The organism is Comamonas sp. BIGb0124, assembly GCF_003752175.1.
In the GTDB taxonomy this organism is placed as follows: Bacteria; Pseudomonadota; Gammaproteobacteria; order Burkholderiales; family Burkholderiaceae_C; genus Comamonas_F.
This window is the reverse complement of record NZ_RJVF01000012.1, coordinates 186869-202002: the sequence shown is the minus strand read 5'-3', so window position 1 is coordinate 202002 and position 15134 is coordinate 186869. Positions and strand designations below refer to the sequence as shown.

Here is a 15134-nt window from a genome sequence, read left to right as displayed (position 1 = left end):
TCTGGACTCCATCGGATAACAGGGGGGACGAGTCGGGCGGCGCGTCGGCGTCCGTCCCGGCCGGCGGCTTTGTTGCCGGATGCGTCGAATTCTAGGCGGCACCGGCCGCCGGCGGGCCGCGCCATTGCTGAGTTATTCGCATGGGTGTGATGCGTGCCGTCATGCCCCGGTCACCGAGCTTGACCCCGCCGGGTGCTCGGCTGACATACACACGACAGGGGCTGCGCGCTAAAATGGCAGTCTCTCGACCGCGGTCTGCCGGGGGTCTTCCGGGCTTGCGCGCCGGTTGCTGGCACCCGTGGTATCCCACGGCCCGTGCCACCGCCATTCGATGACAGAACCCACAGCCAAAGAAGTTTTTATCCAGGGCATCACCCAGGACGGCAAAGTGTTTCGCCCCAGCGACTGGGCCGAACGACTGGCCGGCGTCATGAGCCAGTTTCGTCCTGGCGGCATGCGTCCAGGAAACCACCTCGGCTATTCGCCCTGGTGCATTCCCACCCAGCAGAACGGCGTGAAGTGCGTGGTGGTCCATCGCGACCTGCGCGACGCCGAACCCATGGCCTGGGATTTCGTCATGAACTTCGCCCGCGACAACGGCTTGACCATCGCCGAGGCCTGCTACGTGCCGCCGAAGTCCGACGGCAAGTGAATCGCCGGTTTGGCGCGCCGTGTGCGGCCGGCCGCGGCGGCGAGTCCGCAAGAGGGCGGGCCCCGGCTAGCTCGCGCGACAAGACTGCGGATCGATTTCCGGTCGTCGTGTGGACTTGAATGCCCTCGACGGAGCGCCGGAAACGAAAAAACCGCCCGAAGGCGGTTTTTTCGTTTCTGCTGACAGCGCACCCGGTTCAAACAGCAGGGCGGCTCAGCCACCCCGTGCGGGTTTGTCTGTTTTTAGGCTCAGGCGGCTGCGGGAGCCAGTGCCAGAGTCTTGACCTTGGAGGCCAGGCGGCTCTTGTCGCGAGCGGCCTTGTTCTTGTGGAAGATGCCCTTGTCAGCGATGCTGTCAATGACGCTTTGTGCCTTGGCGAACAGTTCTGCAGCCTTGGTCTTGTCGCCGGCCACAACGGCCTTTTCGACGTTCTTGACGACGGTGCGGTACTTCGAGCGCAGCGACGTGTTGGCTGCGTTCAGGGCGACGTTCTGGCGTGCGCGTTTGCGGCCGGACGCCAGACGGGGGTTCTTTTTCTTGGGCTTGGTTGCCATGTTCGTAATCCTTGAGGGTTTGAGGATGATGTCAGCAGAACCCGGCATTCTAACACCGACCGACCGCGAAGGCCAGCAAGCCCGCCCGGCATGGCTACACTGCGGGTTGTGAGTCTCTTCAAATCCGCTTCCACCGTCTCGCTCCTGACCCTGGTTTCCCGTATCACGGGGCTGGCGCGGGAGCTGCTCATGGCTTCGGCCTTTGGCGCCAGTGCGCTGACCGACGCCTTCAATGTCGCGTTCCGCATTCCCAACCTGTTTCGGCGCCTGTTTGCCGAAGGCGCGTTCAGCCAGGCCTTCGTGCCGGTGCTGGCGGCCAGCAAGGCCCGCAACACCGAGGCGCAGACCCGCCACCTGATCGACCAGGTGGCCACGGTGCTGGCCTGGGTCCTGGTGCTGGTGAGCCTGGTGGGGGTGCTGGCTTCGCCGCTGATGGTCTGGGTGCTGGCCAGCGGCCTGCGGCAGTCGCCCGAGGGCTACGACGCCGCGGTGCTGATGACGCGCCTCATGTTCCCCTACATCGCCTGCATGTCGCTGGTGGCGCTGGCCGCAGCGGTGCTCAACACCTGGCGGCATTTCGTGGTGCCTGCCGCCACGCCGGTGCTGCTGAACGTGTGCATGATCGCGGCGGCCTGGTTCGGCGCGCCGGCTTTTGCCCGCGTGGGCATCGAGCCCATCTACGCCATGGCGGTGGGCGTGATGCTGGGCGGCTTGCTTCAGCTCGGCGTGCAGGTGCCCGCCTTGCGCCGCCTGGGGCTGCTGCCCCGGCTGAGCGTGAGCTGGCGCGGTTTCCGGTCGGCCTGGCGCGACGAGGCCACGCGCCGCATCGTCACGCTCATGGGGCCCGCGTTGCTGGGCGTGAGCGTGGCGCAGCTGTCCCTCATCATCAACACGCAGATCGCTTCCTACCTGGGGGCGGGCAGCGTGAGTTGGCTGTCGTACGCAGACCGGCTGATGGAGTTCCCGACGGCGCTGCTGGGCGTGGCGCTGGGCGTGGTGCTGATGCCACAACTTTCGGCCGCGCGGGCCAGCGGCGACGACGAACAGTATTCGGGCATGCTGGACTGGGGCCTGCGACTGGTCGTGCTGCTGGCGGTGCCCTGCGCCGTGGGGTTGCTGGCTTTTGCCGAGCCGCTGGTCTCGGTGCTCTATCACTACGGCGCATTCAGGGACTCGGATGTGAGTCAGGTCGCGCATGCGCTGGCCGGCTACGGTGCGGGCCTGCTGGGCCTGGTGGCCATCAAGGTGCTGGCGCCGGGTTTCTATGCCAACCAGGATATCCGCACACCGGTGCGCATCGCGGTGGGCGTGCTGGTGATCACGCAATTGCTCAACGTGGTGCTGGTGCCGCGCCTGGGTCACGCCGGGCTGGCCTTGTCCATCGGGCTGGGTGCCATGCTCAATGCCATGGCCTTGCTGGTGGGGCTGGTGCGGCGCGGCATGTACCGTCCGCGCCCGGGCTGGTGGCGTTTTCTGCTGCAGGTCGGCGGAGCCAGCCTGGTGCTGGCCGCCGGGCTGCTGTGGGCCGCGGGCGCGGTAGACTGGATCGCGATGCGGGCGCAGCCCGGGTCGCGTATCGGCCTGATGGCGGCGATACTGGCAGGGGCAGCGGCAGCCTACTTTGCCCTGCTGATGATCACCGGCGTCAAGCTGCGTCAATTGTTCAGGAAATGACGAGAGGCCGATGGCCATGCGAGGATAGCCCATGAACCTGAATTTCTCGGCTCCATCGGCATTGGAGTACTTCGCCGCGCTGGTGCACAGCGACGATGACATGCCCCTGCTCGAGGCCGCGGTCTCGATTGCGCAGGACGAATACCCCGAGCTCGACATCCAGCAGGTGCTGGGCGACATCGACCAGTTGCTGGCGCGCCTCAAGCGCCGGCTGGCCCCCGATGCCACGCCGGTACAGCGGTTGCGCCTGCTCAACCACTTCTTTTTCCGCGAGCTCAGTTTCGGCGGTAACGTCAACAACTACTACGACCCCGACAACAGCTATATCCATGTGGTGCTGCGCACGCGCCGGGGCATCCCGATCACGCTGGCCCTGGTCTGGATGGAGCTGGCCCAGGGACTGGGCCTGCCGGCCACGGGGGTGTCGTTTCCCGGGCATTTCATGGTCAAGGTGGCACTGGCCAAGGGGCAGGTGGTGATCGACCCGTTCACCGGGCAATCGCTGAGCCGGGAAGAGCTCGCCGAACGTCTGCAGCCCTTCCAGAACCGGGGGCGTGTGGGCCAGGCGGATTCCGAGCTGCCGCTGGCGCTGTTTCTGCGCAGTGCCGCACCGCGCGACATCCTGACCCGCATGCTGGGCAACCTCAAGGAAATCCATCAGCAGCAGAACGACTGGACACGGCTGGTGGCGGTGCTCGACCGCATGGTCATCCTGCAGCCCGAACATTGGGCGAGCTGGCGGGACCGCGGTCTGGCGCGCGCAGAGCTGGGCCATCACAGGCTGGCGCTGGCCGATCTCGAACGTTATCTGGTGCACGAGCCCCATGCCGACGATGCCGAATCGGTGGCGATCCGGCTGCAGTCGCTGCGCCGCATCAACTGAACGCGCGGCGCCCGCCTGATGCGCCGAGTTGTTCCAACGTGTAATTTCCGGAACCGGGCAGGCCCTGTCACTCTCCAACCCTGACCGATTCAACCGTTGGAGTGTCTGATGAAAGCTCGTTTATGGATGGCCGCCGCGCTGTCGGCGGCTTGTCTGGCCGGTGCTGCAGCGGCCCAGGCCCGTGATTTCGGTCAAGACCGTGGCGGTCCGCGCGGCCACGGTCCAGGCCAAGGCCAAGGCCAAGGCCCCGGCTATGGTCACCGCGAGCCGCCCGGTTATGGCCATCGGGCGCCACCGGGTTACGGCGCACCGCGGCACCAGGGGTACAACCCGGCCTACCGGGGCGGCCCGCCGCCGCAGTACCGCTACGTGCCGCCTCCGCCACCGCGCTACGCGCCGCCGCCGGTGGTGCACTACGGTTATCCGGGTGCCCGGCCCTGGTTTCATGCGGGCCGGCCCATGCCACGCGGCTATCGGCAGCAATACTACGTGGTCGATGAATGGCGCCGTTATCCCCGGCTGTCGCCGCCGCCCCGTGGTTACCACTGGGTGCGGGTCGGTGCAGACTATGCGCTGGTGGCCATCGCCACCGGCATCATCGCCTCCATCATTCTCGATTGAAGCCCGGCCGCCGCCAGGCTTTCGGGGGCGTGTCCACCGCAAAGGGCGGCACGGCCGGCGTGGCCGGTGCGCTCAGCTCAGGATGACCGAGCTGAGGCGGCGGCGGTAGGTCGCCACGGTGGGGTCCTGCGGGGGAATCTGGCCTTCGGCGACCTTGACCGGCGGCGGTTCGATGAGTTCGAGCACCGAGACATAGGTCTTGCGGGCGATCTCGTCGTTCCAGGTGCGGTCCCGCATGAGAATCTCCAGCAATTCGTCCATGGCGGCTGTCCACTGCTGGCCGGCGATCAGCGTCTGGGCCAGCGCAAAGCGCGCTTCGAAGTCGCGTTTGTTGGCCGCAATGCGGGCCTGCAGGGCTTCGGCCGACAGGGCCTGGCCGGTGGTGTTGCTGGCGTAGTCGCTGGCATCAATCCAATGCTGGATAGCCTGGAAACGGCGATCGACGATCACCTTGGGCAGCACCGGCGCAAAGGCCACCTTGGCGTCGTCGTCGCGGCCCAGTTGCAGCAGCAGCTTGAGGTAGTCGAAGCGGGCGGTGTCGTTGGCGGGATCCGTGGCGACGGCCTGTTGCAGGGACTCGAGCGCACTCGGCGTGTCGCCTTCGGCCAGGGCCTCGTGGGCGGCCAGCTCTTCCTGAACCGCTTCGGTTTCGTCAGCCGTGGGCACGTGCTTGTCGAGGAACTCGCGAATCTGGGCGGCCGGCAGAGCGCCGACGAAACCGTCGACGGGCTGGCCGTCCTTGAACATCACGCAGAACGGGATGCTGCGCACACCGAACATCTGGCTGAGTTGCTGCGAAATCTGCGGGACCTTGTCGGCGTCGAGCTTGGCCAGGACAAAACGGCCGGCGTATTCGGTCTCGAGTTGCTCGAGGACCGGGCCCAGTTGTTTGCACGGGCCGCACCATTCGGCCCAGATGTCGAGCAGAACAGGCGTCTGGGTGGAGGCTTCGATGAGTTCGGCCTGGAAGTTGTCGAGGGTGATATCAATCATGTCGGTCCTGCGGGAAAACGGGGGATGGGGGGCGGCCGGGCTTCAAGGCGGATGAGACCTGGTGCACAAAACACACGGCGAACACATGGCGTACGGGGGATAATTGAGGGTTCGCTTTAAAATTCCAATATGAACAGCCCCAAAATTGGCGTCGTCATGGGTTCCAGCAGCGACTGGGACACCATGCAGCACGCCGTCCAGATCCTTCAGCAATTCGGCATCGCCCACGAGGCACAGGTGGTTTCGGCCCATCGCATGCCGGACGACATGTTCCGTTATGCCGAGCAGGCCGTGTCGCGCGGCTTGCAGGCCATTATCGCTGGCGCCGGTGGCGCGGCGCACCTGCCGGGCATGATCGCCGCCAAGACGGTGGTGCCGGTGCTTGGCGTGCCGGTGGCCAGCCGTCACCTTCAGGGCGTCGACTCCCTGCATTCCATCGTGCAGATGCCCAAGGGCGTGCCCGTGGCCACGTTCGCCATCGGTGCGGCCGGTGCCGCCAATGCGGCGCTGTTTGCCGTCGCGCTGCTGGCCAATCACGATGAGAATCTGCGTGCGCAACTGCAGGCGTTCCGCGAAAAACAAACCGAATCGGCCCGCGCCATGACGCTGCCGCCCAAGCCATGAGCGGCAGCGCTCCCATCCTGCCCGGCGCGACGCTGGGTGTGCTCGGCGGCGGCCAACTGGGCCGCATGTTCGTGCACGAAGCCCAGCGCATGGGTTATGTGACGGTGGTGCTCGAGCCCGACCAGAGCAGTCCGGCCGGCCTGGTGGCCCATCACCACATCCGGGCTGCCTACGACGACGAGCATGCGCTGGCCGACATGGCCCGGCTGTGCGCGGCCGTGACCACCGAATTCGAAAACGTGCCGGCCCCCACGCTGCAGGCCCTCTCGCGCAGCAAGCCGGTGAGCCCGGCCGCCGAGGCCGTGGCGATCGCCCAGGACCGGGCGCTCGAGAAAGCCCATTTCGTGCGCTGCGGCGTGCCTTGTGCGCCGCATGCGGTGATCGAGACGCCCGACCATCTGGCGGCCGTGCAGGACGACCTGCTGCCGGGCATCCTGAAGACGGCGCGCCTGGGATACGACGGCAAGGGCCAGGTCCGGGTCGCGACCCGCGAAGCCCTGGCCCAGGCCTGGAATGAACTCAAGCAGGTGCCGTGCGTGCTCGAGAAGATGCTGCCGCTGGCCGCCGAATGCTCGGTGGTGGTGGCGCGGGGCCAGGACGGCCAGATCGTCAACCTGCCCGTGCAGCGCAACCTGCACCGCGAGGGCATCCTGGCGGTGACCGAAGTGCATCCGGGCAATGTGTCCGAAGCGGTGGCGCAGCAGGCCGTGGCCGCGGCGAAATCGATCGCCGAGGGCGTGGAGTATGTCGGCGTGCTGTGCGTCGAGTTCTTTGTGCTGGCCGACGGCAGCCTGGTCGTCAACGAGATGGCGCCACGCCCGCACAACAGCGGCCATTACAGCCAGGATGCCTGCGACGTGTCGCAGTTCGAACTGCAGGTCCGTACGCTGGCCCGCCTGCCGCTGGTGCAGCCGCGCCAGCACAGCGCCGCGCTGATGCTGAACCTGCTGGGCGACATCTGGCGGTCGGATGGCGAAATCCCGCTCGAGCCCGACTGGCCGGCCGTGCTGGCCCTGCCGGGCACGCATCTGCACCTCTACGGCAAGACCGAAGCGCGGGCCGGCCGCAAGATGGGCCACCTGAACATCACCGGAGCCGACGCCGCCGGCGTGCGCGAGGTGGCGCTGAAGGCTGCTGCCATCCTGGGCATCGATTCGTTCTGACGGGAGAGGTGTCGTGATCCTTCGTGGCGACGATGCCGGGGCGATTGCCCAGGCGGCCGAAGCGCTGGCGCGCGGCGAGCTGATCGGCCTGCCGACCGAAACCGTCTACGGACTGGGTGCGGATGCGGCCAGCGATGCGGCGGTGGCCGGCGTGTACGCGGCCAAGAACCGCCCGGCCGATCATCCGCTCATCGTCCACGTGACCGGAGCCGACCGTGTCGGCGAGTTTGCGCACGATGTGCCGGATTTCGCCGCACGCCTCATCGACGCGTTCTGGCCGGGACCGCTGACGCTGATTCTGCCGCGGCGGCCCGACCGGGCTGCGGCGGCGGCCGGCGGCCAGGATTCGATCGGCCTGCGCTGCCCCTCGCATCCGGTCGCGCAGGCGATTCTGCAGGCGGCCTGGGCCCGTGGCGTGCACGGCGTGGCCGCACCCAGTGCCAACCGCTTTGGCCGGGTCAGCCCGACCACGGCCGCGCACGTCGCGGACGAACTGGGGCCCGAACTGCTGGTGATCGACGGCGGGCCGTGCGAGGTCGGCATCGAGTCGACCATCATCGACTGCACACGGGGCGTGCCGGTGCTGCTGCGTCCGGGCCTGCTGCCGGCGGCCGCGCTCGAGGCCGCAGCCGGCGAGCGGCTGCGCGGGCCGGGCGATCCGGGGCTGGCAGAGGCTGCCGCACCGCGTGCGTCGGGCACGCTGGCATCGCACTACGCGCCGCAGGCCAAGGTGGTGCTGATGGAGGCGCCGCAACTTCAGGCTGCGCTCGACGCGCTGACTCCCGATCGGCCTGCGCCTGCGGTCTATGCCCGAACGCCTTGCCGGGTGGCGCCGGGCACGGTCGTGCAGCAGCTTGCCATGCCCCGATCGGCCGCCGATGCGGCGCATGATCTGTTTGCGGTGCTGCGTGCGCTCGACGCCACGGGTGTGCCGGAAATCTGGATCGAACGTCCGCCCGCCGATGCCGAATGGGATGGCGTACGAGACCGGCTGCAACGCGCAGCGGCGTGACCGGTCGCGCGGTTCTGCCTAATCCGGATCGTTGCCCGGCGCATGTCACCCCGGCAAAAGTCTAGCGGCGTGCGCAGTTTCTTGACGTGTCCTGTTCGGGTTCCATCGCACAGGCCACAATAGCCCGGCGATTCGCGGCGGATGCACCAGCCAGCGAATGCCGCTGCCGCACGTTTTGCCGTGCTTCGGCGACGCCCGGCTGGTGTTTCATCGTGTGCTCGCATGGCCACGTCAACTTGCTTGACGTGCAGTGTTCATTGACTAAGATGCAGCACCATGACCATGGAACCCCTCACTCGACAGATGGAGGCGCGGCTGGCCCAGTTGCCGGTGGCCGTCATGTTGGAGTTGCCGAACGGGCAGCGCGTCGGCTCCGAGCCGGCGCAAGTCCACGTCCGGCTGAAGAACTGGTCCAGCCTGGCCAATCTGGCGGCCGGCCAGATCGGATTGCTGGGACAGGACTATGTCGAGGGGCTGGTCGACATCGAGGGCGATCTGCACGATCTCATGATCGCCGCTTCGCACCTGATCGGCTCGAATCCGGCCGGCGCCACCCATACCTGGTGGACGGAAGTCTGGCGCAAGGCTCGATCGGTCACCCATCACACGCTTGAACGCGACGCAGCGCAGATCCAGTTCCATTACGACGTCTCCGACGATTTCTATGGCCTGTGGCTGGACCCGCGCCGGGTGTATTCATGTGCCTACTACCGCGACCCGGACATGGAGCTGGCGCAGGCGCAGGAAGCCAAGCTCGATCACATCTGCCGCAAGCTGCGGCTGCAGCCGGGCGAGCGTTTTCTCGACGTCGGCGCGGGCTGGGGCGGCATGCTGCTGTGGGCGGCCGAGCACTACGGGGTGGATGCGACGGGCATCACGCTGTCGCGCAACCAGCATGCCCACGTGAACCGGCTCATCGAGGAGAAGGGCTTGGGCGGGCGCGTGCGCATGGAGTTGCGCGATTACCGTGAACTCGACGAAGGCCAGGCCTACGACAAGATCTCGTCGATCGGCATGTTCGAGCATGTGGGGCGGGCCAACATGAGCGCGTATTTCCGCAAGCTCTACCGCTTGCTCAAGCCGGGCGGTCTCATCCTGAACCATGGCATCACGGCAGGCGGCACACGCAACGCGCAATTGGGCGCGGGCATGGGCGAGTTCATCGAGAAGTACATCTTTCCGGGCGGCGAGCTGCTGCATGTCAGTCACGTGATGGAGTACCTGGCCGGCAGCGAGCTCGAAGCTGTCGATGTCGAGAATCTTCGGCCGCATTACGCCAAGACCCTGTGGGCATGGTCCGATGCGCTCGAAAGCCAGCTGGGCGATGCACTGGGCGTGCTGCGCAAGACGGCGGGCGATCGGGCCGAGCGGGTTCTGCGTGCCTACCGCCTCTATCTGTCGGGCTGTGCGCTGGCCTTCGAGCAGGGCTGGATCAGCCTGCATCAGGTGCTGGCCATCCGGCCGGACCACGACATGTCGCACGGCGAGATGCGGGGCGCGCAGTCGGTTTATCCCTTCACCCGGGACTACATCTATGGCTGATGTCCGACGGCCGATGTAGGCGCGTCTGCGAGGGTGTGCCGGTCTGGCGTCTTCAGAATGATCTAAGCTGACCGGCCTAGAGTCGGTGAGAACGACAACAACCACAGGAGAACGCCATGCTGTACACCTTCAAATCCAAAGCGACTGCCGATCTGACCATGCTCGAAGTGCCTGCCAAGCAGGTGCTGAAGATCATCGGCAAGGCAGCCGGCCCCCAGGGCGTCATCTCGCCCGAAGAGGTGCCTGCCGCCATCAGCGCGCTGCAGCAGGCGATCGCCGCCGAAAACCTCGTGATCCAGCAGCACAAGGGCGATGCGGTGAGCAAACACCCGACCAAGGAAGCCGAGGCACTCAACGATCAGCTGGTGTCGCTGCGCCAGCGTGCCGTGCCTTTCATCCACATGCTCGAAGAGAGCGCAGGCGCGGGTGAACGCGTGATGTGGGGCATCTGAGTACAGAGTTCCTCAGCCAGGCAAAAAAAAGCCGCCTCGAAGGGCGGCTGAATGGGCAAGGCCTCTTTTCGAGGCCTTTGCTTTTGCAAGGGGAGATTTTAATCGGCAGAAACGCCGGCTGCCTTGATGATGGGCGTCCACTTGGCGATTTCGGCCGCCACGAAGGCCTTGTGGGCCGTCGGCTCCTGGCGGTTGTCGGTGACCACGACGGCGCCCAGGCCTTCCTGTTTCTTGATGAAATCAGGATCCTTCAGTGCGGACTTGAGGGCCGTGTTGATCTTGGTGGCGACATCGGCGGGCAGGCCCTTGGGACCGTACAGGCCGTGCCAGATGGTCACTTCGAAGCCCTTGAGGCCGGACTCCTGCAGCGTCGGCAGATCCTTGAGCAACGGAGTCTTGAGACGCTGTGCCGTGGTGACGGCGTAGGCCTTGACCTTCTTGGCCTCGATCTGACCCGAGGTGTTGGTGGTCTGGTCGCACAGCAGGTCGATCTGGCCGCCGATCAGGTCGCTGATGGCCGGCGCGGTGCCCTTGTAGGGCACGGGTGTCATGTCGGCCTTGATCGCGCTGTCGAGCAGCAGTCCGCACAGTTGCGAGGCCGAACCCAGTCCTGCATTGCCCAGGTTGATCTTGCCCTTGTTGGCCGTGATCCACTTGGAGAGCTCGGCGTAGTTGTTGGCTTCGAGCGAGGGACGGGCGATGAGCGTCATGGGCACGTCGTTGACCAGCCCCAGGTAGTCGAAATCGCTTTCGACCTTGAAGGGCAGGCTCTTGTAGAGCGCGGGCATGGTGGACATGCCGATGTGCGTGAGCAGCAGCGTGTAGCCGTCGGCCGGAGCGCGCGCGACCTTGGCCGTGCCGATGGAGCTGCCGGCGCCTGCCGCGTTGTCGATGACGATGGTGACGTCATTGAGCTGCTTGCGCATGGCTTCGGCCAGATCGCGTGCAACGCGGTCGGTGGGACCGCCGGCAGAGAAGGGGACCACGAAGGTGATCGGTTTGGTTGGGAAGCCTTGTGCCAGCGCGGCAGTCATGCCGGCGGCGGCCAGCAGGGCAATGGATAGGCGTTTCATGATCATCTCCTCTTGCTCGGTCTCTGTGGAAACCGGTCCAGATTACAGACCGGTAGGCGATCCTACGGTGCGAAACCATCATGTGAAATAGAGGTAAACACCAAAAGGAAATCCGGGTTTCGCCGCTAGCTTGTCAGCGTGGTGCAAGTTCCATGCGGTCGGCCCGTATTTGGAACTTCGGCACCGGTCTCTTGCCATCGGTCCTGCGCAGCGTCGGCTCGCCCGGTTGGCGTTCGCCATCCGGTGCCGGCGACGGCTACTGGTAGCTGCGTTCGTCGACGATGACCTTGCCGTCGTTGGCCCACTGACCGGGCGGTACCGGCTCGATGTCGGCGCGCAGCTTGGTGACGTCGCGCACGCATTGCAGGCACTGTGCGGCCAGTTCCTCGTTCAACGGGCCTGGGTGGGCGATCTGCAGCACGAGCTGGTCGTCTGCCCGTTCACCGCGCACGACCAGGCGCACACGAGGCTGTCCGGGCAGCCGGCGGGCGACCTCGGCGACCTGGCCGGGATGGATGAACATGCCGCGCACTTTGGTGGTCTGGTCGGCACGTCCCATCCAGCCTTTGAGCCGGGTGTTGCTGCGCCCGCTCGGGCAGGGGCCGGGCAGCACGGCCGAGAGATCGCCCGTGCCGAAACGCAGCAGGGGGTGATCGGCATTGAAGTTGGTGACCACGACTTCGCCGACCTCGCCTTCGGGAACCGGCTCGCCGGTGCCGGGACGCACGATCTCGACCAGCACGTCCTCGTCGACCACGAGCCCCTGGCGGGCCGATGTTTCGTAGGCGATGAGACCCAGATCGGCCGAGGCGTAGCACTGGTAGGCCGCGATGCCGCGCTCGGCGAACCAGGCCTGCAGCGAAGGCGGGCAGGCTTCGCCCGAGACCAGCGCGGTGCGCAGCCAGGGCAGGGCGGTGGCGTTGTCCTCGGCTTTTTCGAGCAGGATACGCAGAAAGCTCGGCGTGCCGACGTAGGCGGACGGACGCAGGTCGAGCATGGCCTGCAACTGCTGTTCGGTCTGCCCGGTGCCCCCTGGAAAAACGGTACAGCCCAGCGCGCGTGCGCCCGACTCCATCATGGCGCCGGCCGGCACGAGGTGGTACGAAAAGCTGTTGTGCACCAGTTCGCCCTGGCGGAAGCCGGCCGCGTGCATGGCGCGGGCCATGCGCCAGTGGTCGGCTGCCAGACTGTCGGGCTCGTAGATGGGGCCGGGACTGGCGAAGGCCCGCGGCATGGCCGCCCCCCAGCCCTGGGTGGCGAAGCCGCCGAAGACGCGCAGGCGTGGGTCGTCGCTGACCGGCCGGGCCTGCCGTGCCTGCTGTTGCAGGGCCAGCAGCTCGTGCTTGCGGATCACCGGCAGGCCGGCGAGCGCCGCGCGGCTGGCCACGCCGTCCGGCCCGATGGACAGGTGGGCGTAAGCGGCCTGGTAAGCCGGACTGTGCTGCAGCGCGTGAGTGACCTGGCGGGACAGGCGTTCCATGAGATCGGCTTCGCGCTCGGCGCTGCCACGGGTTTCGCGCGGATCAGGAAAGGACGTTGAGGTCATGGGACGTGCCTGGGTGGAGAAGAGGGCGTTCGTGTCGGGGCCTTGCCGATCAGGCGAGCCAACGCTTGCGGCGCTTGTACGACTTGGTCTCGCGGAAGGACTTGCGCTGGGATCCGCCCATGCCGAGGTAGAACTCCTTGACGTCCTCGTTGCTGGCCAGCGCCTGCGCCGCACCGTCCATGACCACGCGGCCCGATTCCATGATGTAGCCGTAGTCGGCATAACGCAGGGCCATGCCGGTGTTCTGCTCGGCAAGGAGGAAACTCACGCTCTCCTTGACGTTGAGGTCCTTGACGATCTCGAAGACCTCTTCGACGATCTGCGGCGCCAGTCCCATCGAGGGCTCGTCGAGCAGCACCACCGAGGGGTTGGCCATGAGCGCGCGGCCGATCGCGCACATCTGCTGTTCGCCGCCGGAGGTGTAGGCGGCCTGGCTGGCACGCCGTGTCTTGAGCCGCGGAAAGTAGGTGTAGACCTTGTCGAGATTGGCGGCGATCTCGCCTTTGTCGCGCCGGGTATAGGAGCCTGTCAGCAGGTTTTCCTCGATGGTCAGGTGGGCAAAGCAATGGCGGCCCTCCATGACCTGGACCACGCCGCGGTGCACGAGATCGGCCGGCGAGAGGTTGTCGATGCGCTCGCCGCGCAGCGTGATGCTGCCCTTGGTGACTGCGCCGCGTTCGCCCTGGAGCAGGTTGGAGATGGCGCGCAGCGTGGTGGTCTTGCCCGCACCGTTGCCCCCCAGCAGCGCCACGATGGCACCCTGGGGCAGGGTCAGCGACACGCCCTTGAGCACCAGGATGATGTGGTTGTAGATGACTTCGATGCTGTTGACCTGGAGCAAGGCCGCGGGGGCCGCCGCGCCGGTGCTCTCGGTGCGGCCGGTACTGTCGGTGTGCTGGTCCATCTGGTGGTGTCTCCGGGTGTCGATGGGCGGGGAATGCGCCTCCCGGTTCGCGGGGAGGTGCGGGCGATGCAGGGGTCGACGGATCCCTGCATCGCCGGCTGCCGGGGATCAGTTGCAGCTGCGCGGCGTGATGCCCTTTTCCTTGGCGTACCGCTCGGCATAGGTCTTGACCAGCGGGCCGACCACTTTGGCGTCGGCCTGGTACCAGTCGGACACCACGTCCCACTTCGAGCCGTTCCACTGCGCGATGCGGGCCCAGTCGGCACCGATGTGGTTGCTGCACGAGGTCTTGACGGGGCGCAGGATCTTGCCGAAGCCCAGTTCGTCCAGGCGTGCCTGGGTCAGGTTGAGGTTTTCCAGGCCCCAGCGCACCTGCTCGGGCGTCACGGGCTTGCCCTTGCCGAACTTTTCTTGCGCGGTGCGGATGGCCTCGACCTGCAGCATGGAGATCACCATGCCGCGGGTATGGGCGATGGAGCCCACCTCGGACTTGTCGCTGGCGGTGCCCTGGTTCTTGTCGTAGACCAGCCGGCGCAGATCGTCGTGCACGCGGTCTTGCGAGGCGGTGTCGTGGATGGTGATGGTGTTGTAGCCCTTGGCGCCCGCACCGATGTCCTTGACGTCATGGTCCGATCCGGCCCACCAGATCGCATAGATCTTCTCGCGCGGGTAACCGGTCGCCTGCGCCTCGCGGATGGCGGTGGGGGTCATCACCCCTGCGCTCCACAGCAGCACGTAATCGGGTCGCAGTTGGCGGACCTGCAGCCAGGTCGATTTCTGTTCGACGCCGGGGGCCGTCACCGGCAGCAAGGTGAGGGCGAAGCCGTCCTGTTCCGCGCGTTTCTGCAGCAGGGCGATCGGCTCCTTGCCATAGGGCGAGTCGTGATAGACCAGTGCGATCTTCTTGTCCTTGAGCGAGCCTTTTTCCTTTTTGAGGATGTCCTGGATCATGACGTCCGCAGCGGTCCAGTAGGTGCCCAGCAGCGGGAAGTTCCATTCGAAGACCGAGCCGTCGGCCGATTGCGACAGGCCGTAGCCGGGCGTGATGATGGGCATCTTGTCGCCCGGGGCCTTTTCGCTGACCGCGAAGGTGATGCCGGTCGACTGCGAGTCGAAGCCCGAGGCGCCGCCGCCCCGTGTCTTGAGCCGCTCGTAGCATTCCACGCCGCGCGCCGTGTCGTATGCCGTTTCGCATTCCTCGTAGGCGAGCTTGACGCCGTTGACGCCGCCGTCGCGCGAGTTGACCAGCTTGAGGTAATCCTGCTTGCCGTCGGCCCAGGGCACGCCCAGCGGGGCGAACTGTCCGGTGCGGTAGACGAGCAAGGGCACGAACTGTTCCTGGGCCTGGGCGGCCGCCGGCACGAGGGCCGATGCCAGAGCTGCTGCGGCGCAAGACGCCGCCAGCGTGAAGTCACGTAGCCTGTTGAACATGGTGGTCTCC

At 66.5% G+C, this 15134-nt stretch carries 15 protein-coding genes; 9 read left to right on the top strand and 6 right to left on the bottom strand.

Features of this window, described 5'->3' with window-relative positions:
- The first annotated feature begins 331 nt into the window (after window positions 1-331).
- Window positions 332-652 (top strand): DUF3579 domain-containing protein, encoded by a 321-nt coding sequence (locus tag EC845_RS15410; RefSeq protein WP_123299011.1) that lies wholly within the window; start codon window positions 332-334, stop codon window positions 650-652.
- 248 nt (window positions 653-900) lie between these two features.
- On the opposite strand, the gene rpsT is transcribed toward EC845_RS15410, so the two are convergent.
- Window positions 901-1206: a 30S ribosomal protein S20 gene (gene rpsT / locus EC845_RS15405; RefSeq protein ID WP_123299010.1), complete on the bottom strand. Its 306-nt coding sequence runs from the start codon at window positions 1204-1206 to the stop codon at window positions 901-903.
- A 108-nt stretch (window positions 1207-1314) separates the two neighbouring features.
- Between rpsT and murJ the strand changes: the two genes are divergently transcribed.
- From murJ to EC845_RS22660, 3 genes are all read left to right on the top strand, one after another.
- Window positions 1315-2880, top strand: coding sequence for a murein biosynthesis integral membrane protein MurJ (gene murJ / locus EC845_RS15400; protein WP_123299009.1), 1566 nt, complete (start codon window positions 1315-1317; stop codon window positions 2878-2880).
- A gap of 31 nt (window positions 2881-2911) precedes the next feature.
- A complete protein-coding gene (locus EC845_RS15395; RefSeq protein WP_123299008.1) occupies window positions 2912-3763 on the top strand; it encodes a SirB1 family protein in 852 nt (283 codons plus the stop codon).
- 108 nt (window positions 3764-3871) lie between these two features.
- The gene (locus EC845_RS22660) at window positions 3872-4384 is read left to right on the top strand and encodes an RcnB family protein (RefSeq protein WP_233598104.1); all 513 of its coding nucleotides are present in this window, start codon (window positions 3872-3874) and stop codon (window positions 4382-4384) included.
- 72 nt (window positions 4385-4456) lie between these two features.
- On the opposite strand, the gene EC845_RS15385 is transcribed toward EC845_RS22660, so the two are convergent.
- On the bottom strand, window positions 4457-5377 hold the full coding sequence (locus EC845_RS15385) for a tetratricopeptide repeat protein (RefSeq protein WP_123299007.1): 921 nt from the start codon (window positions 5375-5377) through the stop codon (window positions 4457-4459).
- Window positions 5378-5506: 129 nt separating this feature from the next.
- Here EC845_RS15385 and purE point away from each other — a divergent pair, with 129 nt between their 5' ends.
- The 5 genes from purE to EC845_RS15360 all read left to right on the top strand — a co-directional run bounded on the left by purE (window position 5507) and on the right by EC845_RS15360 (window position 10170).
- Window positions 5507-6001, top strand: coding sequence for a 5-(carboxyamino)imidazole ribonucleotide mutase (purE, locus tag EC845_RS15380; protein WP_123299006.1), 495 nt, complete (start codon window positions 5507-5509; stop codon window positions 5999-6001).
- The gene (locus tag EC845_RS15375) at window positions 5998-7164 is read left to right on the top strand and encodes a 5-(carboxyamino)imidazole ribonucleotide synthase (RefSeq protein WP_123299005.1); all 1167 of its coding nucleotides are present in this window, start codon (window positions 5998-6000) and stop codon (window positions 7162-7164) included. The genes purE and EC845_RS15375 overlap by 4 nt, the downstream gene beginning before the upstream one ends.
- Before the next feature lie 13 nt (window positions 7165-7177).
- Window positions 7178-8176: an L-threonylcarbamoyladenylate synthase gene (locus tag EC845_RS15370; protein WP_123299004.1), complete on the top strand. Its 999-nt coding sequence runs from the start codon at window positions 7178-7180 to the stop codon at window positions 8174-8176.
- Between the two features lie 282 nt (window positions 8177-8458).
- Window positions 8459-9718, top strand: a complete 1260-nt coding sequence (locus tag EC845_RS15365) for a class I SAM-dependent methyltransferase (protein WP_123299198.1) — start codon at window positions 8459-8461, stop codon at window positions 9716-9718.
- Between the two features lie 116 nt (window positions 9719-9834).
- Complete coding sequence (locus EC845_RS15360) at window positions 9835-10170, top strand: DUF1840 domain-containing protein (RefSeq protein WP_123299003.1); 336 nt, start codon at window positions 9835-9837, stop codon at window positions 10168-10170.
- Window positions 10171-10268: 98 nt separating this feature from the next.
- On the opposite strand, the gene EC845_RS15355 is transcribed toward EC845_RS15360, so the two are convergent.
- The 4 genes from EC845_RS15355 to EC845_RS15340 all read right to left on the bottom strand — a co-directional run bounded on the left by EC845_RS15355 (window position 10269) and on the right by EC845_RS15340 (window position 15124).
- Window positions 10269-11243, bottom strand: a complete 975-nt coding sequence (locus EC845_RS15355) for a tripartite tricarboxylate transporter substrate-binding protein (protein ID WP_123299002.1) — start codon at window positions 11241-11243, stop codon at window positions 10269-10271.
- Window positions 11244-11499: 256 nt separating this feature from the next.
- Window positions 11500-12789, bottom strand: coding sequence for a phenylacetate--CoA ligase family protein (locus EC845_RS15350; RefSeq protein ID WP_123299001.1), 1290 nt, complete (start codon window positions 12787-12789; stop codon window positions 11500-11502).
- Window positions 12790-12838: 49 nt separating this feature from the next.
- Entirely contained in the window at window positions 12839-13693 is an 855-nt protein-coding gene (locus tag EC845_RS15345) for an ABC transporter ATP-binding protein (RefSeq protein WP_123299000.1), read from the bottom strand.
- A 108-nt stretch (window positions 13694-13801) separates the two neighbouring features.
- Window positions 13802-15124 carry an ABC transporter substrate-binding protein gene (locus EC845_RS15340; protein ID WP_123298999.1) on the bottom strand — a complete coding sequence of 441 codons (1323 nt, stop codon included), beginning with the start codon at window positions 15122-15124 and terminating at the stop codon, window positions 13802-13804.
- Between the last annotated feature and the right edge of the window lie 10 nt (window positions 15125-15134).

Excerpts from the sequence above, each read along its gene's own strand:
- EC845_RS15410 (WP_123299011.1), top strand. The coding sequence starts at position 332 with ATGACAGAACCCACAGCCAAAGAAGTTTTTATCCAGGGCATCACCCAG.
- rpsT (WP_123299010.1), bottom strand. The coding sequence starts at position 1,206 with ATGGCAACCAAGCCCAAGAAAAAGAACCCCCGTCTGGCGTCCGGCCGC.
- EC845_RS15395 (WP_123299008.1), top strand. The coding sequence starts at position 2,912 with ATGAACCTGAATTTCTCGGCTCCATCGGCATTGGAGTACTTCGCCGCG.
- EC845_RS22660 (WP_233598104.1), top strand. The coding sequence starts at position 3,872 with ATGAAAGCTCGTTTATGGATGGCCGCCGCGCTGTCGGCGGCTTGTCTG.
- EC845_RS15385 (WP_123299007.1), bottom strand. The coding sequence starts at position 5,377 with ATGATTGATATCACCCTCGACAACTTCCAGGCCGAACTCATCGAAGCC.
- purE (WP_123299006.1), top strand. The coding sequence starts at position 5,507 with ATGAACAGCCCCAAAATTGGCGTCGTCATGGGTTCCAGCAGCGACTGG.
- EC845_RS15375 (WP_123299005.1), top strand. The coding sequence starts at position 5,998 with ATGAGCGGCAGCGCTCCCATCCTGCCCGGCGCGACGCTGGGTGTGCTC.
- EC845_RS15365 (WP_123299198.1), top strand. The coding sequence starts at position 8,459 with ATGGAACCCCTCACTCGACAGATGGAGGCGCGGCTGGCCCAGTTGCCG.
- EC845_RS15360 (WP_123299003.1), top strand. The coding sequence starts at position 9,835 with ATGCTGTACACCTTCAAATCCAAAGCGACTGCCGATCTGACCATGCTC.
- EC845_RS15355 (WP_123299002.1), bottom strand. The coding sequence starts at position 11,243 with ATGAAACGCCTATCCATTGCCCTGCTGGCCGCCGCCGGCATGACTGCC.
- EC845_RS15350 (WP_123299001.1), bottom strand. The coding sequence starts at position 12,789 with ATGACCTCAACGTCCTTTCCTGATCCGCGCGAAACCCGTGGCAGCGCC.
- EC845_RS15345 (WP_123299000.1), bottom strand. The coding sequence starts at position 13,693 with ATGGACCAGCACACCGACAGTACCGGCCGCACCGAGAGCACCGGCGCG.
- EC845_RS15340 (WP_123298999.1), bottom strand. The coding sequence starts at position 15,124 with ATGTTCAACAGGCTACGTGACTTCACGCTGGCGGCGTCTTGCGCCGCA.